This is a genomic window from Caulobacter sp. FV1ye13L (assembly GCF_058681155.1).
The window spans coordinates 2,646,866-2,673,101 of record NZ_CM178732.1 but is presented as its reverse complement, the minus strand read 5'-3'; the positions used below and the strand labels follow the sequence as shown (position 1 = coordinate 2,673,101).

The 26,236-nt window shown below is 66.7% G+C and carries 28 protein-coding genes and 1 pseudogene; 8 read left to right on the top strand and 21 right to left on the bottom strand.

All coding sequences use genetic code 11. The features are described 5' to 3' along the window. Positions 1-97: 97 nt before the first annotated feature. Complete coding sequence (gene lpxC, locus ACW176_RS12895) at positions 98-994, bottom strand: UDP-3-O-acyl-N-acetylglucosamine deacetylase (RefSeq protein WP_419317495.1); 897 nt, start codon at positions 992-994, stop codon at positions 98-100. Positions 995-1,282: 288 nt separating this feature from the next. On the opposite strand from lpxC, the gene ACW176_RS12890 reads away from it, so the two are divergent. Continuing rightward, positions 1,283-3,355 carry a S9 family peptidase gene (locus ACW176_RS12890; protein WP_492109410.1) on the top strand — a complete coding sequence of 691 codons (2,073 nt, stop codon included), beginning with the start codon at positions 1,283-1,285 and terminating at the stop codon, positions 3,353-3,355. A gap of 6 nt (positions 3,356-3,361) precedes the next feature. On the opposite strand, the gene ACW176_RS12885 is transcribed toward ACW176_RS12890, so the two are convergent. The 6 genes from ACW176_RS12885 to yajC form a co-directional block, all read right to left on the bottom strand. Next, positions 3,362-4,075: a squalene/phytoene synthase family protein gene (locus tag ACW176_RS12885; RefSeq protein ID WP_492109409.1), complete on the bottom strand. Its 714-nt coding sequence runs from the start codon at positions 4,073-4,075 to the stop codon at positions 3,362-3,364. A 70-nt stretch (positions 4,076-4,145) separates the two neighbouring features. Next, positions 4,146-4,757: a urate hydroxylase PuuD gene (locus ACW176_RS12880; RefSeq protein ID WP_419317498.1), complete on the bottom strand. Its 612-nt coding sequence runs from the start codon at positions 4,755-4,757 to the stop codon at positions 4,146-4,148. 86 nt (positions 4,758-4,843) lie between these two features. Further along, complete coding sequence (locus tag ACW176_RS12875; RefSeq protein ID WP_492109408.1) at positions 4,844-5,206, bottom strand: Mth938-like domain-containing protein; 363 nt, start codon at positions 5,204-5,206, stop codon at positions 4,844-4,846. Beyond that, on the bottom strand, positions 5,206-6,171 hold the full coding sequence (secF, locus tag ACW176_RS12870) for a protein translocase subunit SecF (protein ID WP_492109407.1): 966 nt from the start codon (positions 6,169-6,171) through the stop codon (positions 5,206-5,208). The genes ACW176_RS12875 and secF overlap by 1 nt, the downstream gene beginning before the upstream one ends. Continuing rightward, on the bottom strand, positions 6,172-7,773 hold the full coding sequence (secD, locus tag ACW176_RS12865; RefSeq protein ID WP_492057649.1) for a protein translocase subunit SecD: 1,602 nt from the start codon (positions 7,771-7,773) through the stop codon (positions 6,172-6,174). Positions 7,774-7,829: 56 nt separating this feature from the next. Continuing rightward, on the bottom strand, positions 7,830-8,138 hold the full coding sequence (gene yajC / locus ACW176_RS12860; protein WP_419317502.1) for a preprotein translocase subunit YajC: 309 nt from the start codon (positions 8,136-8,138) through the stop codon (positions 7,830-7,832). 116 nt (positions 8,139-8,254) lie between these two features. On the opposite strand from yajC, the gene ACW176_RS12855 reads away from it, so the two are divergent. The 3 genes and pseudogenes from ACW176_RS12855 to ACW176_RS12845 all read left to right on the top strand — a co-directional run bounded on the left by ACW176_RS12855 (position 8,255) and on the right by ACW176_RS12845 (position 10,190). Next, a complete protein-coding gene (locus ACW176_RS12855; RefSeq protein ID WP_492109406.1) occupies positions 8,255-9,094 on the top strand; it encodes an ATP-binding protein in 840 nt (279 codons plus the stop codon). A 392-nt stretch (positions 9,095-9,486) separates the two neighbouring features. Next, positions 9,487-9,627 (top strand): annotated as a pseudogene (locus ACW176_RS12850) (hypothetical protein); the annotation flags it as partial. Between the two features lie 317 nt (positions 9,628-9,944). Then, the gene (locus ACW176_RS12845) at positions 9,945-10,190 is read left to right on the top strand and encodes a hypothetical protein (RefSeq protein WP_492109405.1); all 246 of its coding nucleotides are present in this window, start codon (positions 9,945-9,947) and stop codon (positions 10,188-10,190) included. Positions 10,191-10,230: 40 nt separating this feature from the next. Here ACW176_RS12845 and dipM read toward each other — a convergent pair whose 3' ends face one another. From dipM to serS, 4 genes are all read right to left on the bottom strand, one after another. Further along, positions 10,231-12,135, bottom strand: a complete 1,905-nt coding sequence (gene dipM, locus ACW176_RS12840) for a cell division endopeptidase DipM (protein ID WP_492109404.1) — start codon at positions 12,133-12,135, stop codon at positions 10,231-10,233. 100 nt (positions 12,136-12,235) lie between these two features. Further along, on the bottom strand, positions 12,236-12,892 hold the full coding sequence (locus ACW176_RS12835; RefSeq protein ID WP_419317506.1) for a protein-L-isoaspartate(D-aspartate) O-methyltransferase: 657 nt from the start codon (positions 12,890-12,892) through the stop codon (positions 12,236-12,238). After that, positions 12,889-13,683, bottom strand: a complete 795-nt coding sequence (surE, locus tag ACW176_RS12830) for a 5'/3'-nucleotidase SurE (RefSeq protein ID WP_492109403.1) — start codon at positions 13,681-13,683, stop codon at positions 12,889-12,891. The genes ACW176_RS12835 and surE overlap by 4 nt, the downstream gene beginning before the upstream one ends. A 5-nt stretch (positions 13,684-13,688) precedes the next feature. Continuing rightward, the gene (gene serS / locus ACW176_RS12825) at positions 13,689-14,984 is read right to left on the bottom strand and encodes a serine--tRNA ligase (RefSeq protein WP_492109402.1); all 1,296 of its coding nucleotides are present in this window, start codon (positions 14,982-14,984) and stop codon (positions 13,689-13,691) included. A gap of 362 nt (positions 14,985-15,346) precedes the next feature. Between serS and ACW176_RS12820 the strand changes: the two genes are divergently transcribed. Beyond that, entirely contained in the window at positions 15,347-15,841 is a 495-nt protein-coding gene (locus ACW176_RS12820; RefSeq protein ID WP_492109401.1) for a hypothetical protein, read from the top strand. A gap of 135 nt (positions 15,842-15,976) precedes the next feature. Here the strand turns inward: ACW176_RS12820 and tatC are convergent, their stop codons facing one another. The 8 genes from tatC to ACW176_RS12780 all read right to left on the bottom strand — a co-directional run bounded on the left by tatC (position 15,977) and on the right by ACW176_RS12780 (position 22,873). Beyond that, entirely contained in the window at positions 15,977-16,876 is a 900-nt protein-coding gene (gene tatC / locus ACW176_RS12815) for a twin-arginine translocase subunit TatC (protein ID WP_492057662.1), read from the bottom strand. Beyond that, positions 16,873-17,469 carry a Sec-independent protein translocase protein TatB gene (gene tatB, locus ACW176_RS12810; protein ID WP_492109400.1) on the bottom strand — a complete coding sequence of 199 codons (597 nt, stop codon included), beginning with the start codon at positions 17,467-17,469 and terminating at the stop codon, positions 16,873-16,875. Before tatB ends, tatC begins: the two co-directional genes overlap by 4 nt. A gap of 90 nt (positions 17,470-17,559) precedes the next feature. Then, positions 17,560-17,775, bottom strand: coding sequence for a twin-arginine translocase TatA/TatE family subunit (gene tatA / locus ACW176_RS12805; protein ID WP_419254917.1), 216 nt, complete (start codon positions 17,773-17,775; stop codon positions 17,560-17,562). A 295-nt stretch (positions 17,776-18,070) separates the two neighbouring features. Beyond that, entirely contained in the window at positions 18,071-18,730 is a 660-nt protein-coding gene (scpB, locus tag ACW176_RS12800; RefSeq protein ID WP_492109399.1) for an SMC-Scp complex subunit ScpB, read from the bottom strand. A gap of 154 nt (positions 18,731-18,884) precedes the next feature. Then, positions 18,885-19,709, bottom strand: a complete 825-nt coding sequence (locus ACW176_RS12795; RefSeq protein WP_492109398.1) for a segregation and condensation protein A — start codon at positions 19,707-19,709, stop codon at positions 18,885-18,887. Next, entirely contained in the window at positions 19,706-20,743 is a 1,038-nt protein-coding gene (gene nagZ / locus ACW176_RS12790; protein WP_492109397.1) for a beta-N-acetylhexosaminidase, read from the bottom strand. Before nagZ ends, ACW176_RS12795 begins: the two co-directional genes overlap by 4 nt. Before the next feature lie 10 nt (positions 20,744-20,753). Next, complete coding sequence (ftsN, locus tag ACW176_RS12785) at positions 20,754-21,521, bottom strand: cell division protein FtsN (protein ID WP_492109396.1); 768 nt, start codon at positions 21,519-21,521, stop codon at positions 20,754-20,756. A 167-nt stretch (positions 21,522-21,688) separates the two neighbouring features. Next, positions 21,689-22,873 (bottom strand): deoxyguanosinetriphosphate triphosphohydrolase, encoded by a 1,185-nt coding sequence (locus tag ACW176_RS12780; RefSeq protein ID WP_419317517.1) that lies wholly within the window; start codon positions 22,871-22,873, stop codon positions 21,689-21,691. Between the two features lie 89 nt (positions 22,874-22,962). Here ACW176_RS12780 and erpA point away from each other — a divergent pair, with 89 nt between their 5' ends. Continuing rightward, positions 22,963-23,295 carry an iron-sulfur cluster insertion protein ErpA gene (gene erpA, locus ACW176_RS12775; protein WP_419317518.1) on the top strand — a complete coding sequence of 111 codons (333 nt, stop codon included), beginning with the start codon at positions 22,963-22,965 and terminating at the stop codon, positions 23,293-23,295. A 3-nt stretch (positions 23,296-23,298) separates the two neighbouring features. Here erpA and ACW176_RS12770 read toward each other — a convergent pair whose 3' ends face one another. Beyond that, positions 23,299-23,637 carry a hypothetical protein gene (locus tag ACW176_RS12770; RefSeq protein WP_419317519.1) on the bottom strand — a complete coding sequence of 113 codons (339 nt, stop codon included), beginning with the start codon at positions 23,635-23,637 and terminating at the stop codon, positions 23,299-23,301. Between the two features lie 35 nt (positions 23,638-23,672). On the opposite strand from ACW176_RS12770, the gene xth reads away from it, so the two are divergent. Continuing rightward, complete coding sequence (gene xth, locus ACW176_RS12765; protein WP_492109395.1) at positions 23,673-24,461, top strand: exodeoxyribonuclease III; 789 nt, start codon at positions 23,673-23,675, stop codon at positions 24,459-24,461. 54 nt (positions 24,462-24,515) lie between these two features. Next, on the top strand, positions 24,516-25,361 hold the full coding sequence (locus tag ACW176_RS12760; protein WP_492109394.1) for a hypothetical protein: 846 nt from the start codon (positions 24,516-24,518) through the stop codon (positions 25,359-25,361). 221 nt (positions 25,362-25,582) lie between these two features. Here ACW176_RS12760 and ACW176_RS12755 read toward each other — a convergent pair whose 3' ends face one another. Next, positions 25,583-26,221, bottom strand: a complete 639-nt coding sequence (locus tag ACW176_RS12755) for a LysE family translocator (RefSeq protein WP_492111929.1) — start codon at positions 26,219-26,221, stop codon at positions 25,583-25,585. Positions 26,222-26,236: the final 15 nt, after the last annotated feature.

Below are 26,236 nucleotides of genomic sequence, written 5' to 3'. Positions count from 1 at the left end.
TCGAAGCAAACGCGCGCCTCGGCGCCGTGCAAGGCTTCTACACCACGCCGCTTGGGGCGCAAATGCGAAGGCTCAACGACGCCGGTCGCGCTTTTATCTAGACAGCCTGCGCCAGTTCCAGCGCATGAGTGCGCAGGCGCCAGGCGCGCGGCTGGGCCAGCAACGCCCGAACCACGGCGTTATTGAGGCCGTGCCCCGCCAGCACGCCTTCGAAGCGGCCAATGATCGGCGCGCCCAGAACAAACAGGTCGCCCACCGCGTCCAGCGCCTTGTGACGCACGAACTCGTCAGGGCGACGCAGGCCTTCGGGGTTCAGCACCCGGTCGCCATCGATGACGACGGCGTTTTCCATCGATCCGCCCCGCGCCAGGCCGATGGCCCGCAGGGCCTCGACATCACGGACGAAACCGAAGGTGCGGCAGTTGGAGAGCTCGGCGCGGAATGAGTCCTCGTCCACGGTCAGGTCGACGCGCTGGCGACCGATGGCCTTGCTGCCGAAAGCGATCTCGAAGGCGACCTCGAAGCGATCCGACGGGGTCAGGCTGGCGAACTTGTCGCCCTCCTCGACCCGGACCGGCTCCAGGATCTCGATATATTTGCGGGCGGCTTCCTGCTTGCGGCGACCGGCGCGATCCAGGATCTGCACGAAGGGCTCGGCCGAGCCGTCCATGATCGGAACCTCGGGGCCGTCGACCTCGACGATGCAGTTGTCGATCGACAGGGCGGCCAGGGCGGCCATCAGGTGCTCGATGGTCGAGACCCGCACGTCGTCGGCATTGTTGATCACCGTGCCCAACTGGGTCTGGCAGACAGCGTCGGGCTTCACCGGGACGCGATTGTCGAGGTCGTGGACATCGGTGCGCACAAAGACGATCCCGGCGTCGATCTGGGCCGGGCGCACGGCGACACGGACGTGCTCGCCCGTGTGCAGGCCAATCCCCGCGAAGATCACCGGCCCTGCGACCGTGTGCTGAAAATACGCCGAAGCCGACACGAAAGACCCTTATCGTTTTACTCAGAAACGGTTCTTCGACCGCTCTACGCCCTGTGTACCATTTAGGGACCATGCCGCGGTGCGGCAAAGCAAGTCCTGTTTCGGATTGTTACCGCTCAAGCCTTTGTAATCGTGTCGCTTTTTTGACACGAAATCGCCACATAAAATCGACCGGTGTCGGACGACCGGCGTTCGCGATCGTGCCCCCCGATCCTCTGGTCTAGCGCGCACGCGAGGGCTAGGCTCGCCGCTCCTTCAAGGAAGAATAGGGCCAGGATTTTGCGTTTGATGATCAAGAGCTTGCGTCTCGCCGCCTCGGCCCTGGCGCTGTCCGCCGCGTTCGGCGGAGTGGCCGTCGCCCAGGCCCGTCCGTTCACCGCCAAGGACATGGCCAGCCTGGACCGCCTGAGCGATCCCCGCGTCTCACCCGACGGTCGCTTCGTGATCTACAGCGTGCGGACCATGGACTTCGACGCCAACAAGGCCTCGATGTCGCTGTGGCTCGCCGACCTGAAGACCAGGATGGCGCCGCGCCGACTGGCGGTCTCGGACGGCGGGGCCAGCAGCGCCCGCTGGTCGCCCGACGGCAAGTCGATCTATTTCGTCTCCAGCCGCGCAGGCGGAACCGATCAGGTGTTCCGCGCCGACGCCACGGGCGAGACCGCCGTACAGGTGACCTCCGCGCCGTTCGATGTCGGGGCCTTCAAGGTCTCTCCGGACGGCAAGACCCTGGTGATCAGCCAGGCCGTCTTCCCCGATTGCGACACGCTGGACTGCACCCAGGCCCGCCTGGACGCCCGCAAGTCGGTCAAGGCCACAGGTGTGGTCCACGACAAGCTGTTCATCCGCCATTGGGATGCGTGGGCCGACGGGACCCGCAATCACCTCTACGCCCTGGCCCTGGACGACAAGGGCGTGGCCTCGGGCAAGCCGGTGGCCCTGATGCCCGGCTTCGACGGCGACACGCCCACCAAGCCGTTCGGTGGCGACGAGGACTTCACCATCTCGCCCGACAGCAAGTTCGTGACCTTCTCGGCCAAGGTGGCGGGCAAGGACGAGGCCTGGACCACCAATTTCGACATCTGGGCCGCCCCCCTGGACGGTTCGGCCAAGCCCAGGAACCTGACGCCCGCCAACAAGGCCTGGGATACCGCGCCGGTCTATTCGCCGGACGGCAAGTGGGCGGCCTATCGCGCCATGAAGCGGCCGGGCTTCGAGGCCGACCGCTACGCGATCATCCTGCACGAGGAAGCCACGGGCAAAGAGCATGAGCTGGTCCCCACCTGGGATCGCTCGGCCGACGCCATCGCCTGGAGCCCGGACGGCAAGTCGATCTACGCCCTGGCCCAGGACGTGGGTCAGACGAAGATCTTCGCCATCACCGTCAAGACGGGCAAGATCGCGCCAGTCACCGGCGACGGCCATGTCAGCGCCTTTGATGTGGGCCCGGCCGGTCTCGTCTATGCGATGGACACCCTGAAAGGCCCCGCCCAGCTTTATGCGACGGCCGGCAAGGGCGCGCCGGTCAAGCTGACCGACCTGAACGCCGAACGCCTGAAGACGGTCGCCTGGGGCGAACCCGAGCAGTTCAACTTCAAGGGCTGGAATGACGAGACGGTGCACGGCTTCGTGGTCAAGCCGGCCAATTTCGATCCGGCCAAGCGCTATCCGGTCGCCTTCCTGATCCATGGCGGACCGCAGGGCTCGTTCGGCAACAGCTGGAGCCATCGCTGGAACCCGCAGACCTACACCAATGCCGGCTATGCCGTGGTGATGATCGATTTCCACGGCTCCACCGGCTACGGCCAGGCCTTCACCGACTCGATCAGCCAGCACTGGGGCGACCGCCCGCTGGAAGACCTGCAGAAGGGCTGGGATCACGCCCTGAAGACCTATGGCTTCCTGGACGGCGACCGGGCCTGCGCCCTGGGGGCCTCGTACGGCGGCTTCATGGTCAACTGGATCGCCGGCAACTGGAACGAGCCCTGGAAGTGCCTGGTCAATCACGACGGCATCTTTGACAGCCGCTTCATGGGCTATTCGACCGAAGAGCTGTGGTTCACCGAGTGGGAAAACGGCGGCACGCCCTTCGCGCCCGGCAACACCTACGGCAAGTTCAACCCGGCCGATCACGTTGCGAACTGGACCAAGCCGACCCTGGTCGTGCAGGGCCAGCTGGACTACCGCGTACCGCTGGAACAGGGCATCGCCACCTTCACGGCCCTGCAGCGCAAGGGCGTGCCCAGCAAGCTGCTGTACTTCCCCAATGAGAACCACTGGGTGCTGAAGGCCCAGAACTCGGTGCAGTGGCACAAGGAAGTGCTGGACTGGCTCAACACCTGGACGGCCGAGAAGAAGTAGGCAGGCCTAAATCAGGCCCGTCGCCACCGACCAGGTGAGGCGGGCCTTTTTTTCGAGCTCGCCGGGGTCGCGCCCCCTGGCGTAGACGCCGGCCAGGGCGGCCGGCGCGATGGCCGGGAAGGCCGCGACGGGCAGGCCCTTCAGTTCGCGGCGGGCGGCCTTGAGCTGATCGGCGACCCGGCGCGCCAGATCGGCCTGGGTCCAGTCCTGGGGCAGGCGCGAACGCCCCGCCAGTTTCAGCCGCCACAGCCCCGCCAGGCCATAGGCCCGGGCCGCGCCCTTGACGGCGTGCGGGTCGGCGGACGGATCAAGACGTCGGGCGGCCAGCACGGCCAGGGCCCCGGCTGTGCCGTCGACATAGGCCAGCGCCCTGCCCTCGTCGGCCGGCGGCGCGTCGTCCAGATCGTCGAAACGGGCCTCGACCAGGGTGGCCAGAGCCAGGGGGTCGATCCCCGACGCGGCGATGGCCTCGACATTGGGATGCTTGCGGGGCGGCCTGCCGGCCGCGATCTCTTCCATGGCCTCGCGCCACCAGGTCAGGCGGATCTCGCCCATCAGGGCGTTGGAGACCCCGCCGGCCACCCGGGCCAGTTCATAGTTGAAGGCGTACAGCGCGATCACGTCGGCCCGCGCCGCGGGGTCGGCGATGAAGCGGCTGGCCAGCCAGCGGTCGGGATCGACGCGGCGGACGAGGTCGTCGAGGGTTTCGGTGTCGGCCATGGGTCATCAAACGAGAAAGGGCCCGCCGATTCCCCGGCGGGCCCTCCCCTTACACGATTTTGCCCGGGGTTTAGCCGAACAGCGTCTGGTTCATCGTCATGGTGGCCAGCATCGGGATGCTGAGCAGGGTGTTGGTGCGCGAAAACAGCATGGCCATCTTGGCGGCCTTGGCCTTGGCGTCCGCGTCGGCTTCGACAATGCCCAAAGCGATCTTCTGGTTGGGCCAGATCACGCCCCAGACGTTGATGAACATGATCGTCGCCAGCCACATGCCCACGCCGATGAAGGTGTAGCGGGCGTCGACGTCGGGCGAATAGCCGCCGGCCAGACCCAGGGTCGCGGCCTCGAGCAGATAGTTGCGGCTCAGCGCCAGGAGCACGCCCATCACCAAGGTGGCAAGGGCCGCCCAGCGGAACCAGAACAGCGCCTCGGGCGCAATGTACTTGGAGACGGCCGGCTTCAGCTCGGCCGGGATCTGCGGCATCATGCGGATCTGCACGAAGTTGAAATAGTACAGCAGCCCGATCCACAGGATGCCGAAGAAGACGTGCACGAAGCGGAACACCGCCTCAAGGAACACCAGCCCGCCGCCGGCGTGCATGAAGTAGCCGACGATCATCACCAGCGACAGGATCACGCTGACGATGATGGTGTTGCGGAAGTTCGCGAGCAGTCCGGACATCCAAGTTCCCCCTAAGAGCCCTAAATCTTGACGGTCAGCTATAAGCCGCTTCTCAGAGTCGGGCAAAGCCTTGAAAACGCTGCCGGCTAGACCGCGATCAGGGCCGCCGCCAGGCGCCGCCCCTCACTGGCCAGCACGTTGTAGGTGCGGGCCGCAGCTTCGGTGCTCATGAACTCAAGGCCGATGCCCGCCGCCTTCAGGGCGTCGCGAAGATCGCGCGGCGGCAAGGCGTTGAGCAGCCCGCCGCCCAGCAGCACGAACTCGACCGCGCCGCCGGCCGCGAAGACCTCGGCGAAGTCGTCAGCCGTCAGCGACGCCAGGGCGGTCGCCGACCAGGTGCGCGGCTGATCATCGATGATCAGCAGCGACCCCGGCCGCCAGTCGCCGGAGACCCGAAAGCCGCCGCCGCCCCAGGCGTCGATCGAGGGCGGACGGCGAAGCTCGGCCATTACGGACGCGAGGCCGCGCCGAAAGTGATCGGGGTGGCGTCGTCGTCACCCCGCTTGACGCCCCACAGCAGGATGATCGGCGCGCCGACATAGATCGACGAATAGGTGCCCACGATGATTCCGAAGATCATCACCACCGAGAAGCCAAACAGCGCCTCGCCGCCAAAAATGGCCAGGCCCGCGAGCGCCATGACCGCCGTAACGCCGGTGATGATGGTGCGCGACAGGGTTTCGTTGATCGACAGGTCGATCACTTCGGCCAGGGGCATCTTCTTGTACTTGCGCAGGTTCTCGCGAAGGCGGTCGAACACGACGACGGTGTCGTTCATCGAATAGCCGATCACGGTCAGCAGGGCCGCGACGGTGTTGAGGCTGAACTCGATCTTGAACAGCACGATAAAGCCGAAGGTCAGGACCAGGTCATGCAGCAAGCCCGCGACGGCGCCGAGGCCGAACTGCGGCTCAAAGCGGAACCAGATGTAGAGGAACATCAGGCCGACAGCCAGCACCAGGGCGATGATGCCGCTGCGGAACAGCTCACCCGACACCTTGGGACCCACCGCCGAGGGGTTGATGAACTGGACGGGCTCGCCCAGCGACTGCTTCAGGGCGGTCTTGACGTTGGTCAGGGTGACGCCGGCGTCGCCGCCGGCCGGGGTCTGAAACCGCACCAGAGCACGGTCGGCAGCGCCGAACTCCTGCACTTGCACATCGCCCAGACCCTGGGCCTCAAGCGTGGTTCGCACCTTGGCCAGATCGACGGCGCGCGGGGCGGTCGAAACTTCCATGACGGAACCGCCCTTGAAGTCGATGCCCATGTTCAGGCCCGGCATGAAGACGCCGACCATCGACGCGACCACGAGGGTCGCGCTGATCAGCGCCATCAGGCGCGCAAACTTGACGAAGGTGAGGTTGGTTTTCTGCGGGAGCAGCTTGATCAGGGGCCAGGCCATGGGTGCGCTCACTCAGATCGGAAGTTGCTTGGGGCGGGCAGCGCGGAACCACCAGCCGATGAGAAGCTGGCTGACCAGCACGGCGGTGAACACTGAGGTGAACACGCCGATCGACAGGGTCCAGGCAAAGCCGCGAACCGGGCCTGCGCCGAAGGCGAACATGATGCCCGCCGCCACCAGCGTGGTGACATTGGCGTCGATGATCGTGGTCATGGCGCGCGAGAAACCGGCGTCGGCCGCCATGATCGGCGATTTTCCGGCCCGGGCCTCGTCTCGCATCCGCTCATAGATCAGCACGTTTGCGTCGACGGCCACGGCCAGGGTCAGGATCAGGCCGGCGATACCGGGCAAGGTCAGGGTGGCCTGGGTGATCGACATGGCCGCGACGATCATCATGCCGTTGATCAGCAGGGCGATCACCGAGATGCCGCCAAACAGCAGCCCATACGACAGCAGCATGAAGGCCACGATGGTCACGAAGGCCACCAGGGTGGAGATCGCGCCCGCCTTGACGGCGTCAGCCCCCAGTTCGGCGCCGACCGTGCGTTGTTCCTCGACCGTCAGCGGCGCGGGCAATGCCCCCGACCGCAACAGCAAGGCCAGTTCGGCGGCGCTTTCCGGCGTGAAATTGCCGGTGATGATGCCCGAACCGCCCGTGATCGCGCCATTGATGACCGGCGCCGAGATGATCTTGCCATCCAGCACGATGGCGAACTTCTTGCCGACATTACGCGCCGTGGCGTCGCCGAACTTGCGGGCGCCCTGGCCGTTGAAATTGAACGACACGACGGGGTTGCCGCTCTGGGAGTCGAAAGTCTGACGCGAGTCGGTCAGCTCATCGCCCGAAACCACGGCCCGCTTGCGCACCGCATAGGCGGGCACATAGCCATCCTCACTGGGCAGCATCTCGGAGCCCGGCGGAATGCGACCCGCCACGAGGTCTTCCTGGGTGACGCCTTCATCGACCATCTGGAAGGTCAGTTTGGCGGTCTTGCCGATCACTGACTTCAGCTTTTCAGGATCGCTTTCACCGGCGGCCTGGATGACGATCCGATCGAGGCCCTGACGGGTGATCGTCGGTTCCTTGGTCCCCAGGCTGTCGATACGACGACGGATGGTTTCGATCGACTGCTCGACCGCCATCGCCGCATCGGCCTTGGCGGCCTCGGCGACAAAGCTGATTTCCAGCCGCTGATCGTCCCGCGTGGCGACGGAGACGTCACGGCCGCCGACCGAGCCGGTCAACGGCGCGCCGACCGACTGCCGAAGCAGGTTGGCGGCGTCGTTGACCTTGCCGGCCTCGGCGATGCGGACACTGATCACGCCATTGCCTTCGCGCAGGTCACCAAACGCGATCTGCTCGCCCCGCAGGCTGGTGCGGACGTCTTCAACGAGATTCGTCAGACGTTCGCGGCGCAGCGCAGCCGTATCGACTTCCATGAGCAGATAGGATCCGCCCTGCAGGTCGAGGCCCAGGTTGAGCTTCTGTTTGGGAACCCAACCGGGCAGAGCGTCGAGCGTTCTTTGCGGCAGAAGATTCGGCAGTGTGAAGGCAAAGCCGAAAATCAGCGCCAGAGTGACGACGATGATCTTCCAGCGGGACAGTGTCAGCATGGATTACAAGCTCTGGACGACGCCTTGCGGCGCCTTGGTCGGGGCGTTTTGAGCAATCAGCTCTTGGGATCGTTGGCCGGAGCCGGTTCGCCCTTGGTGCGGACTTCGGTGATCATGCCCTTGACGACCTTGACGGTGACGCCCTGGGCGATCTCGAGGCCGACTTCCTTGTCTTCGACGCGCACGACCTTGCCCAGCATGCCGCTGGACAGCACGACATTGTCGCCACGCTTCAGGTTGGTCAGCATGATCTGATGTTCTTTGGCCCGCTTCTGCTGCGGACGGATCAGCATGAAGTAGAACAGCACCACCATCAGGAGGATGGGGGCGATTTGCATAAGCTGCGCGCTCAGGCCACCGGGCATAACGTCTCCAAAATTTCTGCAGTCGAAACCCCCATATGGGGTCTCGCCAAGTCGGCGGAAGCTATGCGTTCACCTCCTCTTTTGCAATGACGGCGCGGCAAGGTTAGGACCGGGCCATGATCGACGCCCAAAACGCCCTGCTCGCCCGTATCGCCGACGTCCTGGAGCGCCTGGCGCCGGCCGCGCCGGCCGCGCCGGATTTCAGCGGGGCGCGGCTTTTTCGACATGATTCCTCAGGCCAGGCCTTCATCGCCGCGCCTGACTATCCGATGGCGCTGGACCTGCTGGTCGGCGTCGAGCGGCAGAAGGATCGCTTCGTCGAGAACCTGAAGCGCTTCGCCGTCGGCCTGCCTTGCAACCACATCTTGCTGTGGGGCGTGCGCGGCACCGGCAAGAGCTCGATGACCAAGGCCGCCTTCATGGCCGTCAGCGCCGAACATCCCGCCCTGAAGCTGGTCGAGGTGGATCGCGACGAGATCGCCGCCCTGCCCCCGCTGTTTGACCTGCTGCGCGGCCGCGCCGAGCGCTTCGTGGTGCTGTGCGACGACCTGTCGTTCGAGGATGGCGCGGCGGCCGCCAAGGCCCTGAAGTCGGCGCTTGAGGGCGGCGTGGCCGGCCCGCCCGAGAACGTGCTGTTCGTCGCCACCTCCAACCGCCGCCACCTGATGCCCCGCGACCACGTCGAGAGCCAGGGCGCCATCGCCGCCGCTGAAGACGCCGAAGAGGAGATGAGCGTCTCCGACCGCTTTGGCCTGTGGATCGGTTTCCCGCCCATGGACCAGCCGACCTATCTGGAAGCGATCCGCACCTATGCCGAGCGCTTCGACCTGGTGGTCGAGAACCTGGACCGCCGCGCCCTGCAATGGTCGCAGCTGCGCGGCGCCCGCTCGGGCCGCGTCGCCTGGCAGTTCATCCGCGATCTGGCGGGGGAGCTGGGCAAGAGCCTGCCGGCTTAGAGCATCGTGCGGAAAAGTGGATGCCGGTTTTCCGCAAAAACGATGCGAAAACAAAAAACTAGAGCGAAGTGCGCGATTCTTGTATCGCGCGTTTCGCTCTAGCGAACGCAAGTTCTCGACCTCGCGCTTTGGCTGCGAGGGTGATGGAAAGGGTCGCGGAGCGTCCGGACCACGTCCGGATGTGAGTTTGTAAGTACCGTTTCGACGAAGCCGTCCGCTCCGCGTGGTCGTTATCCATCAGCGTCCCAGCGGGTGGCCCAGTTGGGGCCTTACCGGAACCCGGAAGCCTCGGTTTCCCGAAGTCCCGAAGGTCGGGGGGCGTGGGGCCAATTCTGACCAACACTCGCCTTGATCCCCATCCACGCCGACGGCGGGCGGGTCCTGCAACGCCAGGATCCCCGGACCGGTCGAGTATCCCCCTCGACCCCAGCCCCGCTCAATCACCCCCCGCCGCCGCAATGGTCGCTGGCCTTGCGCCCTTTCCTCGCGACGAGGTGGGTCAAGAATACGGGAGGTTTCAGCGCGTCGGATAAGTTTGCTGAACGCCCATGCCGGTCCCCGTTGCTTCGACCCTCTCCCAGAGGGAGAGGGAGGGACCCACGCTTGCGTGGGAGGGTGAGGGGTTACACCCTAAACCATTGTCGCACCGGGGATCCTGCCCTGTCCGGAAGGGCTTCGCAAACCCCTCACCCTCCCACCGCTACGCGGCGGGCCCCTCCCTCTCCCTCTGGGAGAGGGTTTCTAATCCCCGCGCCCATCGGGGGACGGCGCGATCGCAATCCCCGTTCTAGCGAGACGCAATCGATCACCTGGAGTAAAATGGACGCTGCGAACCAAGCAGGAGTCAGCCATGGGCAAGCCGTGGTTTCGGGTCAAGAAATTTGGCTATGGCGTGAATGCGCCATGCAGCTGGGAGGGCTGGGCAGCCATCGTAGCGCTCATTGGCGGAATGATCGGCCTTGCAGCGCTTCCGCAGACCCTCATCCAGCCCCACCCCTGGCTCGGCATCGGCCTGCGCATTGGCCTGATCGTCGGCTTCATCGTGCTGGTCTGGCGCAAGAGCGACAAGCCGTGGAGCTGGCGCTGGGGCAAATAGCCAAACGGCCCGCCTCTTTCGAAGCGGGCCGTTCCTTATCCTAGCGCGGCAGGAGCAGACCCGGATCCACCGGCCGGGCCTTGTCCTTGACGGTCGGCGCATAGCGCATCTCGAAGTGCAGCTGCGGCTCGTTGACCCCGCCGGTCGAACCGACGGTGCCCAGCTGCTGGCCCTTGCTGACCTGCTGGCGCATCTTCACGTCGGTCGTGCCCAGATGGGCATAGGCCGTGACCCAGCCGTCGGCGTGCTTGACCAGGACCAGGTTGCCGAAGGTCGGGACCTGGTTGCCGGCATAGGCGATCTCGCCGTCGGCGGCGGACACCACCGGCGCGCCGGCATTGGCGCGGATGTTCAGGCCGTCATTGCGCTGGCCGGTGCCCTTGACCCCGAAGTCGGAGATGATCTCGCCCCTTAGCGGCCACGAGAAGCGGCCCTTGCCCGAGGCGATGATCTCGGCCTCGGTCGGAGCGGCGCTGCTCTCGATGATCTGACGGATCGGGGCCGACGGCGGCGGATTGACCGGCAGGGCCGCGACCGGACCGCTGGGACGCGGGGTCGAGGGGCCCGGCCGATACGGGATCGGCGCCGAAGGCGTGGTCACGGGCGTTTCGGTCGCGGCCGGAGCCTGGGCCACCGTCGTCGACGGCGTGGCCGGGCGAGTGGTCGTGGTCTTGATCGGCCCCTTGTCCTTGTAGCCGTCGGGCAGAAGGATCTTCTGGCCCTTCTTGACGGCCGCCGTGGTCTTCAGGTCGTTCTCGGCGGCCAGGGCCTTGAGGGTGACATTGAAGCGCTTGGCGATGGCCGTCAGGGTGTCGCCCGACTGGGCGGCATAGGCCTTGGCCGTCGTGGCCGGACCCTTGATCTTCGCGCCCAGCCTCAGCGCCTTGTCGGGGTCGATATCATTGGCGTCGGCCAGATCCTTGACGCTCATGTCAAAGCGCCGGGCGATCGCGGTCAGGGTGTCGCCCGACTTGACCGTATAGACCTGACGCGGCCCCGCCACGCTGACCACCGAACCGGTGACGCTGGTCGTGGTGGTGGTGACGCTGGCCAAAGCGGTGGAGGCGCTGGCCGCCGGGGTCGAGGCCGGCTGGCTCATGGTCGGCGTTGCGGTCGGGGTCGGCGTTGCGGTCGGGGTCGAGGCGCGCGGCGTTTCGACGGGGCGCGGGGCCGGCGCTGAACCGGCAAGCATCGTGGTCGGGACGCTGGACGGCGGCGCGGCCATGGCCGTCTTGGTCGGACCCTTGTCCTTGAAGCCGTCCGGCAGGAGCAGCTTCTGCCCCTTCTTGATCGCCGCGCCGCTCTTGAGGTCGTTCTCCTCGGCCAGGGCGGCGGCGGTGACGGAAAAGCGCTTGGCGATGGCGAACATCGTGTCGCCCGACTGGACGACATAGGCCTTGGACTTGGGCCCGGCGGGGCCGACGATCTTCTGGCCCAGCTTCAGGCGGTAGGGCGGCTCGAGATCGTTGAGCTTGACCAGTTCGGCGCGCGTCGTTCCAAAGCCGCGCGCGATGGCGTCCAGGGCGTCGCCCGACTCGACAACGCGCGACTGGGGCTTGCCGGGTACATCGACCACGGGACCGGCCACGGTGGTGACGATGATCGGCGCGGCCGGACGGATCTGGGCCGGCGGGGGCGGAGGCGGCGGGGGCGGAGGCGCAAGTTCGGTGCGCGTGACCGGCGGATCGGTATAGATCGGCGGCGCCGGGGCGGCCTCGACCGGGATCGGCTCGCGGCGGATCACCTCGGACGGCGTCGGCGTGGTGTTGAGCGTTTCCGCAGGCGGGGCCTGGGTGATGGGGAAATTGGGCGTCTGGCCCCGGGGCGCGGGCCCGCCGGGCTGACCTTCCCGGGAGGAGTACTGTGGCCCCCCGGCCGTTTCGCAGGCCGCGAGCGTTCCAGCCGTCAGGGCGATCACCGCCGCGCGCGTCCACAACTGCCTCATAGCCTCTCCTTGTCCTCGCAAGTCGCCCAAACGGGCCCGCGAGGGTAAATCAATCGTTAACCGCAAGGGCGCTGCGCAAGCCTCGCCCCGATTTCCCGCTTCACTGGTCGCGGGCCACACCGTCGAGCAGCGGCACAAACCGCACATCGCACAGCGCCTCAACCTTGAAGCCGCCCTTGCCGTCGCCCGCATAGCGGCGAAGGCTCTGTACCGGCCCCTTCCCGATCGGCGCCACGAGGACGCCGTTGGGCTTGAGCTGGGACAGCAGTCGTTTCGGATCATCTTCAGCCGCAGCCGTGACCATAATGCGGTCAAACGGCGCCTGTTCGGCCCAACCTTCGCCGCCATCGCCGAACTTGGTGATGACGTTGGTCAGGCCAAGCTTGTGAAAGCGCGCCTCGGCCTCCTTCATCAGGGTCCGATAGCGCTCGATCGTATAGACCAGACGCGACACGTGGCTGAGGATGGTGGTCTGGTAGCCCGACCCGGTGCCGATCTCCAGCACGCGCGAGCGCGGCTCGATGGTCAGGGCCTGGGTCATCAGGCCGACGATATAGGGCTGGCTGATGGTCTGGCCGCAGGCGATCGGCAGGGCCGAATCCTCCCACGAGCGGTCCTTGAAAAGGTCAGGCGTGAACAGGTCGCGCGGCGTCTTCTCGATGGCCGCCAGCACCTGGGGATCGGTGATCCCCTGGTCGCGCAGGGCCTGCATCAGACGCGGCAGATCCGTGGTCGCGGCGGCCTTGGCCTTGCTCATGCGTCCACCCGCAGCTTGGGGGGCGCGCCGCCCAGCATGCCCTTCAGGGCGTGAACGGTCTCGTTGTGCGTCAGGTCGATGTGCAGCGGCGTCACCGAGATCTTGCCCTCATAGACGGCCTTCAGGTCGGTGCCGTCGCGGGGCTGCGAGGCCGTGGCGGTGAAGCCCATCCAGTAATAGTCGCGGCCGCGCAGGTCGGTGCGCTTGTCCCAGTGGCGCAGATGGCCGTCGCGGAAGCCCTGGCGCGTGACCTCCACGGCCGTCACCTGCTCCGGCGGCAGGGCCGGGAAGTTGACGTTCATGATCACGTCGCTGGGCCAGCCCATCTCCAGCAGCCGCTGGACAATGCCCGGACCATAGGTCTCGGCGGTCTCCCAGTGGGCGACCACCTCATCGTGGAAATAGTTCATGGCCTGGGACAGGGCGATCGAGCGGATGCCCAGGGCCATGCCCTCGATCGCGCCGGCCACGGTGCCCGACAGGGTAACATCCTCGGCGATGTTCTGGCCGCGATTGACGCCCGACAGCACCAGATCCGGCGCGGGGCCGTCGATCAGTTGCTGCACGGCCATCATCACGCAGTCGGTGGGCGTGCCCTCGACGGCGAAGCGGCGATCGTCCAGGCGGCGCACCCGCAGCGGGTCGGCCAGGGTCAGGGCCCGGCTGGCGCCCGACTGCTCGTATTCCGGCGCGCAGATCCACACGTCGTCGGTCAGGGCGCGGGCGATCTTCTCAAGCGCGACCAGGCCCGGGGCGTGGATGCCGTCGTCGTTGGTGAGGAGGATGCGCATGCGGCTCAGGCCTGCCCGCCGATGTAGGTGACGCCGCCCATATAGGGAACCAGCACCTCGGGGATGGTGATGCCGCCAGTCTCGTCCTGATAGTTCTCCAGCACGGCCACCAGGGTGCGGCCGACCGCCAGGCCCGAACCGTTCAGGGTGTGGACATACTGCGTGCCCTTCTCGCCGGCCCGGCGGAACCGGGCGTCCATGCGCCGGGCCTGGAAGTCACCGCAGTTGGAGCACGAGCTGATCTCGCGGAAGGTGTTCTGCGAGGGCAGCCAGACTTCCAGATCGTAGGTCTTCTTCGCGCCAAAACCCATGTCGCCAGTGCAAAGCAGCATGGTGCGGAACGGCAGGTTCAGCGCCTTCAGCACCGCCTCGGCACAACCGACCATGCGTTCGTGCTCGGCCTCGGACTGGTCGGGCGTGGTGATCGAGACCAGCTCGACCTTGTAGAACTGGTGCTGGCGGATCATGCCGCGGGTGTCGCGACCCGAGGCGCCGGCCTCGGAGCGGAAGCTGGGCGTCAGGGCCGTCATCCGCAGCGGCAGCTGCGCCTCGTCGGCGATCTGTTCGCGAACGATGTTGGTCAGGGAGACTTCGGCGGTGGGGATCAGCCAGTGCTCTCCGGTGGTGCGGAAGAGGTCTTCGGCGAACTTCGGCAGCTGACCGGTGCCATAGAGCGCCTCGTCCTTGACCAGCAGCGGCGGCGACACCTCGGTGTAGTCGTGCTGCACGGTCTGCAGGTCCAGCATGAACTGGCCCAGGGCCCGCTCCAGCCGGGCGATCTGGCCCTTCAGCACCACGAAGCGCGCGCCGCTCATGCGGGCGGCGGCTTCGAAGTCCATCCCGCCCAGGGCCGCGCCCAGATCGACGTGATCCTTGGGGGCGTTCAGGCGGCCGGCGGGCAGCTGGGACGCGTCGCCCCAGCGGCGAACCTCGACATTGCCCGCTTCATCCTCGCCGGGCGGCACGTCGGGGGCCGGAATGTTGGGCAGCGACGCCAGCAGGTCCTTCAGCCCGGCGCCCGCCTGCGCCTCCAGGACGGCCGCGTCGGCCATCAGGGCCTTGAGGGTCTCGACCTCGGCCATCAGGGCCTGGGCTTCGACCTCGTCCTTCTTGGCCTTGGCCATGCCGATGCGCTTGGAGGCTTCGTTGCGCCTGGCCTGGCTCTCCTGCAGCGCCGTCTGGGCCGCGCGCAGCTGGGCGTCCAGCTTCACGGCCTCGGCGGCCGCGCCCGAGCGACCCTTGGCCGACCAGGCGGCTTCAAAGGCTTCGGGATTGTCGCGGATGGCCTTGATGTCGTGCATCGGAACGGGCTCGAAGACTGGCTTAGGGAAACGCCCTCTCTAAGGCGCGTCGGCTGAGGCGCCAACCTTTTCAGGGCTGCATGGGTCAGGGATTCGCGGGGCGGCGCCGTGTTGTCGTGAGACCAAAACCTGCGACAACGCGTCGCACCCAGTTTTACACACCCACAGATAGCCTTCCCTGAAGCATAGATTGAATCAAATCCCAAAACATAAGCAGGAATGGGGTTTATTTCGAAGACAAACCTTGAATATGGGAATTCGATAACGTCCGTTAACGTTGTTTTTGAACTCGGAATTAGGGCAAAGATGAAAAACAGAGCGCCAAGTACGCAGAACCGCGTTTCCTTCCCTCAATATACAGGATGTACACCTTGAAGAAATTTGCCGCTCTCGCCGCCATCGTCACCGTCTCGGTCGCATTCGCCGCCCCCGCCAGCGCCGCCAACCTGGTTCGCGTCTCGCTCGCCGGCAAGACCAGCGTCCAGATCAATGATGAGATCAAGACCGCCGCCCAGGCCGTCTGCGCCAACGAGAAGGCCAATGCGCTCGCCAGCTGCCTCGAAAGCGCAACCTTTGACGCCAACCGTCAGCTGGCCGCGATCATGAAGGCTCGTCCGGGCGCCTCGAAGGCCGCCACCCGTCAGGAAGCCGTGACCATCGTGCGCGTGTCGCTGAAGGGCAAGTCGACCGACCAGATCCACGCCGAGATCAAGGCCGCCGCCGAAGCCGTGTGCAAGGCCTCGACCGACTTTGCCAACCGCAACGAATATCAGGCCTGCGTCGGCGGCTCCGTCCGCGCCGCCAAGGCTCAACTGCAGGCCATGGGCGCTCAGCCCAAGCAACAGGCTTCGCTGTAAGCCTTACGCACGAGCGGCCCTCGCAGGGTCGCTGAAAGACAAGAAGCCTCCGCTCCCTTTCCGGGGCGGAGGCTTTTTTGTTCCCCCGACTCCGCCCTCCTCGGCGACCCGAAGGGCGGCTATGGGCAGAGAGCGTCAGACCGCCACGATCTCGTTGCGCTTGTTGTCGTCCTTGGCCTTGCCGCGTTCGATCAGCCACACGCACCAGATGCTGATTTCGTAGAGCAGGCACATCGGGATGGCCAAGGTCAGCTGACTGATCGGATCGGGCGGGGTGAGGATGGCGGCGGCGATGAACACCCCGACAATGGCGTAGCGGCGGCCCTCGCGCAGCAGCTTGCTGGACAGGATGCCGGCCAGGCCCAGCAGCGACACCACCACCGGCAGCTGGAAACAAAGCCCGAAGGCCAGCAGCAGCGAGGTCACCAGGGTCAGATAGTCGCTGACCTTGGGCAGAAGCTGGATGGTGATGCCCACCGTCGAGACCTGCTGGCTCAGCGAGAACCACAGCACGAACGGCAGCATCACATAATAGACCAGCGCCGCGCCCAGGAAGAACATCACCGGCGAAGCCAGCAGGAACGGCAGGAAGGCGCCGCGCTCGTTCTTGTAGAGGCCCGGCGCGACGAAGCGATAGAGCTGCCAGGCCAGGACCGGGAAGGTCAGGACCACGGCGCCGAAACCGGCCAGCTTCAGCTTGGTGAAGAAGAACTCCAGCGCCGCCGTATAGACCAGGCCCAGGGCCTTGGTTTCACCCGTCGGAATGTCCTTGAGGCCCACCAGGGCCAGCAGCAGGTCGAACGGACCATGGCTGCCGCCGGCGTGCTGCACGCTGAGCAGCTGCTGGGCGACGGTGAACGGATTGACCAGGAACAGGAAGATCTTGTCGGCGAAGGCGAAGCACACGCCGAACCCGACGAACAGCGCCACCACGCAGATGATCAGCCGCATGCGCAGTTCGACCAGGTGATCGAGCAGCGGGGCGCGCGAGGCTTCGATCTCGTCCTCGGGTTCGTGTCCGATGGAGTCCGTCACGAGACGATATCCGAGGCGGTCGAGCCGCCGGCCTTGGCGGCCTTGGTGCGCGGGGCGCGGGCGGCCTTGGGCGCTTCGACGGCGATCTCAGTCTTGGCGGCGCGCTTGCGGGCGGGGGCCTTGGAGACAGCGGGTTCAATCACGGCCGGCGCCTTGGCGACGCGCGGCTTGCGGGGCTTGGCGACGACGGGCTTGATCTCGGTCTCCGGCGGCAGGATCGATGGCTCGACCGCTGCGCCATGGGGCTGGTAGCCCGCATAGGGGTGAGCCTGCACCGTTCCGCTGCTCAGACTGGCGTCGATGTCGGCGAACACCTGATCCACCCCGACGTCCTTGGCCTGATCGGCGGCGTCGCGCAGCGGCGAGGCGTACTGGCCCGAGCGCATGGCCTCGACTTCCTTGCGCAGGTCGTCGAGCTCGGACTGGCGGGCCATTTCGTCGAAGCTGGCGCGGAATTCAGACGCCATGCCGCGCATCTTGCCGATGAACTGGCCAAGCTTGCGCAGCAGCATGGGGAGATCCTTCGGCCCGACCACGATCAGAGCGACCGCGGCGATGACCAGAAGTTCTGTGCCGCCGATATCAGGAAGCATGGACGCGCCTTAGAACGACGCGGACCTGGGTCCGCCGTCGCGAAGTGGAAGGGACGCGCGCAACGGGTTCGCCCGCGCGCCCGAGGGTTCTTACGACTTTTCTTTTTCGGCTTCGGTGCGCGGCAGGGCGCCCGTGGCCTTGCTGTCAGCGCTCTCGCTGCTGGAGTCGTCCTTCAGGCCGTCCTTGAACGCGCGAATGCCCTTGGCGGCGTCGCCCATGATTCCCGACAGCTTGCCTCGGCCGCCGAACAGCAGGGCGATGACCCCAAGCACGATCACCCAGTGAATCCAGCTCATGCTACCCATAGCAATCATGCTCCTTGCGACAGCGGCCCATTAGCCGCTGCGGCGTGTCGTTACAATCTCTCAGGCAATATAGGCGTTCGCGAGGCGGCGAGCCAAGCCTATCCGGCTTGCCCCACTCACAACCTCCGTCATTCCCGCCCTTGTGGCGGGAACCCCTGGTTCAGCTGACACCTGAAGCGCACTGGCGCGCCAGCGCGCCAGCGCGCCACACATCCGCACCTGCGGTCCATCGAGGGGTTCCCGCCACGAGGGCGGGAATGACGGGAAGAAGAGAGGAGGCGCCCCTCCCCTACCTTCACCCCTTCTCCATCTCCCCCAGGAAATCCTGAGCAAATTCCGGCGCCTCGTCGCCGTCCTCCAGCGGATCCTCGTCCTCCCCCGGACGCAGGCCCAGCGGGTCGGGCACCGAGAATCCCGGCGGCAGGTTCATCTCCAGCAGGCCGGCGGCCTTCATCTCGGTGACGCCCGGCAGGTCCGACAGGGCGGCCAGGCCATAGTGCTCGAGAAAGGCGTCGGTGGTGCCGAAGGTCACCGGCCGGCCCGGCGAGCGGCGGCGGCCGCGCATCCGCACCAGCCCAAGCTCCAGCAGCACGTCGATGGTGCCCCGGCTGGCCTGGACGCCGCGCACGGCCTCGATCTCGGCCCGGGTGACGGGCTGGTGATAGGCGATGATCGCCAGGGTCTCCTGAGCGGCCTTCGACAGTCGGCGCGGCTCCTCGCGTTCCTCCGTCATCAGGAAGGCCAGGTCGGTCGCGGTCTGAAAGCGCCAGCGGTTGGCCACGCAGACCAGTTCGATCCCCTGGCCCTCGTAGCGGAGGCGCAGAGCGGCGATCCCGGCCTGGATATCGCAGCCCTCGGGCAGGCGCTTGGCCAGGTCGACATCGCTCAGCGGCTCGGCGGCGGCGAACAGCAGCGCCTCAATGCAGCGCTCGGTGAACAGGGGGTCGATGATCATGAACTGAAGACATCAAAAATCTTGTCATCCCGGAAGCCTCGCAGAGGCTGTCCGGGACCCAGGGGCCAACGCAGTGTGGCTGCCCCTGGGTCCCGGCTCTCCGCTTCGCTGCGGCCGGGATGACAAGGATAAAAACTGAATTGAGAAGAGGACCTCACTCGACGTCCTCCAGCGGCTGCGTCCGCGCCCGCAGATAGAGCTCCGAGAACGCCTCCATCTGCCGCGCCTCCAGCACCCCTTCCTTCACCAGTTCCAGCGAGGCCGCCAGGGTCGAGGCCATGTAAGAGGCCGGCGACGGGCCGTCGTCTTCTTCCAGAGCGCGCTCGACGGGCGCCACGGTGGTCAGGGTGGTCCAGTCGTCCATGCGCGGCAGCAGGGTGCGCAACCGGTCGCGGGCGTCTTCCAGCGGATAGGCGGTGGGCGGACGCGGCGCGTAGTGGCGGCTGTGCTCGCGTTTGCGCTGGGTGATGTAGGCGCTCATCAGGCTGTAGAGATCACCCTCCAGCCGGGTCGACGAGACGATCTTCACCGCTTCGGGATCGCCGCGCATGAACACCTCGCGCTTCAGCAGCGGGCGCGCCTTGAGGGCTTCGACGGCCTGGCGCATGACGTCCAGCTTGGCCAGGCGGAAGGCCAGCTGAGCAGCCATCTCCTCGGCCGGAGGCTCCTCGCCCTTGGCGCGTTCAGGCTTGGGCAGCAGCAGGCGCGATTTCAGATAGGCCAGCCAGGCGGCCATCACCAGATAGTCGGCGGCCAGCGAAAACCGCACGCGACGCGCCTGCTGAACAAAGGCCAGATACTGCTCGGCCAGCTTGGTGATCGACAGCTGCAAGAGGTCGACCTTCTGGCGGCGCGCCAGGGCCAGCAGCACATGCAGCGGACCTTCATAGCCGTCGATGTCGATGACCAGCGCCGCGCCGTCTTCCGCCGCCGCGTCGGCGGCCTCGAAGTCGAGCGTGGGCTGGAAGCCCGTCGTCACGCAAAGCTGCCCGAATAGGAAGTGTTGTTGAAGGCGGCGTCAAACCGGGCCCGGGCCTCGGCGACGTCCAGCGGTTCGACCACCTTGACCAGCCGGCTCATCACCGCCTGCGAGCGGCGGCGGGCTTCCTTGGACAGGGCCCCGACGCCGGACATCACGGCCTTCATCTCGGCCATGTCGCCATTGCAGTGCAGGACCACGTCGCAGCCGGCCGACAGACTGTCCTTGGCCCGCTGCCTGAAGTCGCCCGACAGAGCCTTCATCGACAGGTCGTCGCTCATCAGCAGGCCGTCAAAGCCCAGGGATTCGCGGATGATCTTCTTGATGGCCTTTTTCGACGTGGTGGCCGGGCGCTTGCGGTCGATGGCCGTGTAGACGACGTGAGCGGTCATCGCCATCGGCATGTCGGACAGCACGCGGAACGGCGCGAAATCGCGGGCGTCCAGCTCGGCCAGCTTGGCCTTCACGACCGGCAGCTCCAGATGGCTGTCGCTCAGGGCGCGGCCGTGGCCGGGAATGTGCTTGATGATCGGCAGCACGCCGCCGGCCAGCAGGCCTTCGGCGGCGGCGCGGCCCAGGGTGGCCACCTGCTCGGGCGTGTCGCCATAGGCGCGGTCGCCGATGATCTCGTGGCCCAGCGGGTCGGGCACGTCCAGCACCGGCACGCAGTCGACATTGACGCCGATGGCCCGCAGGTCATGGGCGATCAGGCGCGCGCCCAGGCGGGTGATCTCGCGAGCCACCAGGGGATCGTTAGCCACCAGCTCGCCATAGGCGCGGCCGGGCGGATAGGTCTTCCAGTGTGGCGGCTGCAGGCGGGCGACGCGGCCGCCCTCCTGGTCGATCAGGATGGGCGCATCGGGCCGGCCGACCGTGTCGCGCAGGGCGGCGGTCAGGGCCCGCACCTGCTCGGGATCGGCGATGTTGCGCTTGAACAGGATGAAGCCCCAGGGCTTCACATCCCGGAAGAAGGCGACTTCTTCGGCCGTCAGAGTAGTCCCGGCGCAGCCGAGGATCGCGGCGGAGGTGCTCAAGCGCTGGTTCCTACTTCACGAAGCAGGACTTGCCCGCGGCCGAGATCGCCTCGCAGAACGCCTTGGCGGACTCGCGGCTGGAAAAGCCCGTTACCGAGGTGCGGTAGAGCGTCGTGCCGTTCTTGTCGATCGCCTCGACCTTCTTGCCCTTGCCGGCGGCCAGGCCGGGGGCCAGGCGGGCGGCGTCGTTCCAGGCCTTGTCAGCCAGGGCCGGCGAAGACAGGGCGCCGATCTGCACCATGGCCACGCCGCTGGCCGAGCTGACCGGCTTGGGCGCGGCGGAGGCGACCACCACCGGCTTGGCGGCGACGGGCTTGGGCGCGGGCGCGATGGCGGCGGTGGCCAGGGCCTCGATCGTCGGAGCCGGGGCCGGCTTGGCGGCCGCAGGCGGGGCGACGGTGGTGATCGGCTTGGCGTCGACCGGCGCGGTCGGGCGCGGCAGCGGCGCCTCCGGCTGGGCGGCATAGGTCGGCGAGGGCTGGCTTTCCTCGTTCTTGTAGATCTGCAGGCCCGAGGCCGGATCGGACGGCTGGCTGCCGGCCGGCGGCGCGGTCTTCATCTCGGCAACCTGGGAACCGACCGTGCGCGGCGGCTCATTGGGACCGCGAACGCCGCCGCGATAGATCATCACCACCGCCACAACCAGCGTCATCAGCACCACGGCGCTGATGATCAGGGTCATGGGCAGCGGGCGGGAACCGCGCACCGGCTGACGCGCATCGAACGACAGCGGCGCATCGGTCGGCGGCGTATAGGCGCCGCGGTGGGGATCGGACATCGCGATTAGGCTCCAGACTACAACGCACGCGGGTCGGACCGCCGAATCACACGTGCGCGAACATAGTTTACCGAAGGGACAGGCCAGCCATAACCGCCTGCGCCATCACAGTGGCAAGGAAACGCCCTTGGCTCCCCAAAAAGCTGGGAGCAGTCTGCGCCCGGAGCCTAGTTCCAGACGTCGAGCTGGAACAGCTTCCTGTGTTCCTCGATGGCGAAGCGGTCGGTCATGCCTGCGATATAGTCGCAGACCACCCGCGCGCGCCCGGCCTCATCGCGGTTCTGCGACTTCTCGAACCAGACCGACGGCAAGACGTCCGGCTCGGCCAGAAACAAGGTGAACATCTCGGCCAGAATGCGCCGCGCCTGGCTGCGGGTGCGGTTGACGCGCCAGTGGCGGTACATGCGGGCGTGCAGGAACTGGCGCAGACGGGCCAGGTCCTCGGCCATGTCCGGCGAGAAGGCGACCAGGGCGTGGTCCAGCGCCCTCACCGCATCGGCGGACTGGACGCCGGTGGCGGCGGCGCGCTGCAGGGTCTCGCCCATCACGTCATCGACCATGGCCCCGATCATGCGGCGCACGGCCTCAAGGCGGGTCAGGCGGGCGTCCAGATCCGGGCGCTCGCTCTTTACGGCAAACAGGATCGGCCCGATCAGCGGCACGTCCAGCAGTTCGTCCAGGCCAAACAGACCCGCTTCCACGCCGTCATCGACGTCGTGGTTGTTGTAGGCGATGTCGTCAGCCAGGGCCGCCACCTGGGCCTCGGCCGACGCCCAGGTGCCCAGGCCCAGATTGTAGTCGTTGTCGTACTTGGAGATGGCCTTCCAGGACGGCTTGCCCAGCTTTTCGGTCACCGGGCCATTGTGCTTGATGATGCCTTCCAGGGTTTCCCAGGTCAGGTTCAGGCCCAGGAAGTCGGGATAGCGGTGCTCCAGCTCGGTCACCACCCGGAAGGTCTGGACGTTGTGGTCGAAGCCGCCATACGGCTTCATCTTGTCCTGCAGCTCGTCCTCGCCGGCGTGGCCGAATGGCGGGTGGCCGATGTCGTGGCCCAGGGCGATGGTCTCGGCCAGGTCGGAGTCCAGCCCCAGGGCCGTGGCCAGCGAGCGCGCCACCTGGGCCACTTCCAGCGAATGGGTCAGGCGGGTGCGGAAATTGTCACCCTCGTGCGCCACGAAGACCTGGGTCTTTTCCTTCAGCCGGCGAAAGGCCGAGGTGTGGATGATCCGGTCGCGGTCGCGGGCGAAGGGCGTGCGGGTGCGGCTCTCCTCTTCCTTGAACCGGCGTCCGCGCGATTTGGCCGGATCCTCGGCATAGGGGGCGCGCGCGACAAGGTAGGGAGAAGATGTCATGAACCGCTCTTGGACCACATCGGGATTTTCACCCCTTCCGTTGGGGCGTTGATATCCTCATATAGGTCAAGGATGAGTTTTCCACAGCCATGACCGACACAACCGTAACGCTTTCCCCCAACGCCGCGCGTCGCATTCACGCCATCGGACAGGCCGAGGGGCGTCCCGTTATGCTGCGCGTCGCGGTGGATGGCGGCGGATGCTCGGGCTTCCAGTATCGTTTCGACCTGGTCGAGGCCATCGAGGCCGACGACCTGAAGATCGAGCGCGACGGCGCCGCGGCCCTGGTCGACGTCATCTCGCTGGCCCTGCTGAAGGGCTCGGAGATCGATTTCGTCGACGAACTGGCCGGCGCGGAGTTCAAGGTGCGCAACCCCAACGCCAAGTCCAGCTGCGGCTGCGGCGTCAGCTTCTCGATCTAGGGCCTAGGTCGGAACGAACTGCAGAACCGTCACGGTCAGCGCGCCCCAGGCCGCCGGCGCGGCCATGGCCGCCCAGGCCTCGGTGCGCTTGCCCTTGCGCCACTGCATCCAGCCGACCAGCGGCGCCAGCATGCAGACCGCCCAGAACAGGGCGCCCAGCACGAAGCCCAGCCACACCACCGGGTTCCTCAGATTGCCCGGACCATCGAAGACAAGCGGCGAGAACACCGCCAGTATGGCCCCGATCACCGCCGCCACACCCCAGACAAGCGAAACCAGGATCAGCAGCGCCTGCTGTCCCTTGTCTGAAATCTTGAAGCCCGGCTTGAGCGTGGTCGTCATGCGCCCTAGCCTCCCCGCGCCTCTCGGAGCCGTCAATGCGTATCGCCACCTGGAACGTGAATTCTGTGAATGCTCGCCTCGAAGGGGTGCTGGCCTGGTTCGAAGCGCAGGCCCCAGACGTCGCCGTACTGCAGGAAATCAAGTGCATCGACGAGAAATTTCCGACCGAAGCCTTTGAAAGACTTGGCTATAATGTCGCCGTCCACGGCCAGAAGACCTATAATGGCGTCGCCCTGCTGTCGAAGTTCCCGCTGGAGGACGTCCGGCGCGGTCTGCCGTTCCTGAGCGACGACGAAACCGACGAGCAGGCCCGCTATATCGAGGCCGTGATCGCCGCGCCCACGCCGGTGCGGGTCTGCGGCATCTATCTGCCCAACGGCAATCCGATCGGCACCGAGAAGTTCGACTACAAGCTGGCCTGGATGCGCCGCCTGCACAGCCACGCCAAGGCCCTGCTGGCGCTGGAGGAGCCCCTGGTCATCCTGGGCGACTACAATGTCATTCCCGAGGTCGAGGACGTGGCCAATCCCGACGCCTGGACCGGCGACGCTCTGTTCCAGCCCGAAAGCCGCGCCGCCTTCCGGGCCCTGAAGAACCTGGGCTTCACCGACGCCTATATGCAGGCTGACGGCGCGCCGGGCGGCTACACCTTCTGGGACTATCAGGCCGGCGCCTGGCCGCGAAACCTGGGCATTCGCATCGACCACCTGCTGCTGTCGCCCCAGGCCAGCGACCGGCTGATGGATGTGGTCATCCATCGCGACGAGCGCGACAAGGAAAAGCCGTCGGACCACGTTCCGGTGGTGGCCGAGCTGAACCTCTAGCCGCCCCCTCTGCCCCCTGTCGCGAATCCGGAACTCCCGTTAGCCTTGGCTCCCATGAGCGAACTCGCCCGCCTTTTGCTGTTTGTCGCCATCGCCGGCTCGGCCGTGACGTTCATGGGCAGCGCGGCCATCTGGTTCATGGACGACGACCGGCGTATCCGCCGGGCCCTGCGCCATGTGCTGAAGGGCGATCCCGAGGTGGTGATCCTGGCGCATGGCCGGGGTCGCGGCGCGGGCTTTGCGTTCAAGACCGGTCTGGCCGCCGTGGCCTGGGACAGCGGCGCCTGGTGCCTGATCTATCGCATCGACGAGGTGATGGGCGCCGAGTTGCTGGTCGACGGCCAGGTGGTGGGCCGGGTGTTCCGGGGCGAAAACCGCCGCGCGGTCGACCAGGTCGCGCCGCAATCGGTGCATACCGTCACCCTGCGCCTGGTGTTCGACGATCCGCGCCATCCCGATTTTGACCTGGACCTGTGGACGCCGGGCGACGAGCAGCGCCGGCAAAGCCGCTCGCCCGCCGACGCCATGCAGGAAGCCAATCGCTGGCTGGCCCGCTGCGAGGCCATCGTGCGCCGTCCGCAGGCTCCGAGACCCGCGCCACGCCCGGCGGCCGTTGCGCCGGCTCCGCCCGAGCCGCCCCAGCCCCAGCCCCAGCCCCAGCGACCGCAGCCAAGACCCGAACCCGAGCCCGAGCCGCCCAAGCGCGCGCCGCCGCCGCCTGTGCTCGCCGCCGCCGCCAATTCCGATGACGAAGACGACGAGCCCAGCTTCGATCTGGACGAGCCTCCGTGGGAGATCGATCCCTCACCGCCCCTGACGCCGACCTACAAGCCGGTCTCGAAGGCCAAGCGCGAACCCAAGGCCGATCAGGGCGACCTGCCGTTCGATCTGGACGACTAATACCAACGGCCATTGATCCTGACCTCAGAGGGTCCAAATCTGAAAATATGCCGTCACCCCGGGACTTGTTCCCGGGGCCCATGGGTCAGCTTCCTCGTGAGAGTTCTATTCTGCGCCGCACCTGCGGCTGCACAATGGGCCCCGGGAACAAGTCCCGGGGTGACGAGGATATAGAGCGCGAGGAGTCGAGCTCAGCGGCGCTTGGTACAACCTAGCCGCCTTCAGCCGCGCCGCCGCGTCTCCCAGGCCATCCACACCGCCACCACCGCCAGGGCCACGCCTAGTCCGCGCGCGATCCAGACCTGGCTGCGCGCCCGGTCCAGAACGCTGGCCGCGCGGTCGGCGCCCAGCACGATCGACCCGTGAATGCAGATGCTGACGACCACATGGATCGTGCCCAGGATCAGCGCCTGGGTGGTGGGCGGCGCATGATCGCTCTTGATGAAGCTGGGCAGCAGGGTGACGTAGAACAGCGCCGCCTTGGGATTGAGCAGATTGGCCACCATGCCGCGTCGGAACAGCACCCAGCGGGAGGGCGTCAGCGCGTCGGCGACCTCGCCATCGCTGGCCGAGCGCCAGGCGTCCCAGGCCATCCACAGCAGATAGGCCACGCCCGACCAGCGCAGCAGCTCATAGAGCGGGCGATAGAGCCGGAAGACCTCGGTCAGCCCAAACACCGCCGCCAGCATATAGACCGACAGGCCGCAGGTGACGCCCGCCACCGCCATCAGGCCGGCGCGCCGCCCATGGGCCGCCGCCAGGGCCGCCAGATAGGCCATGTTGGGCCCGGGCGTCAGTTCGATCAGGATGACCGCGACCAGAAAGGGCGCGATCATCCCCGGATCGACGGGCCAGACCATGTGGGACAAGCCCCG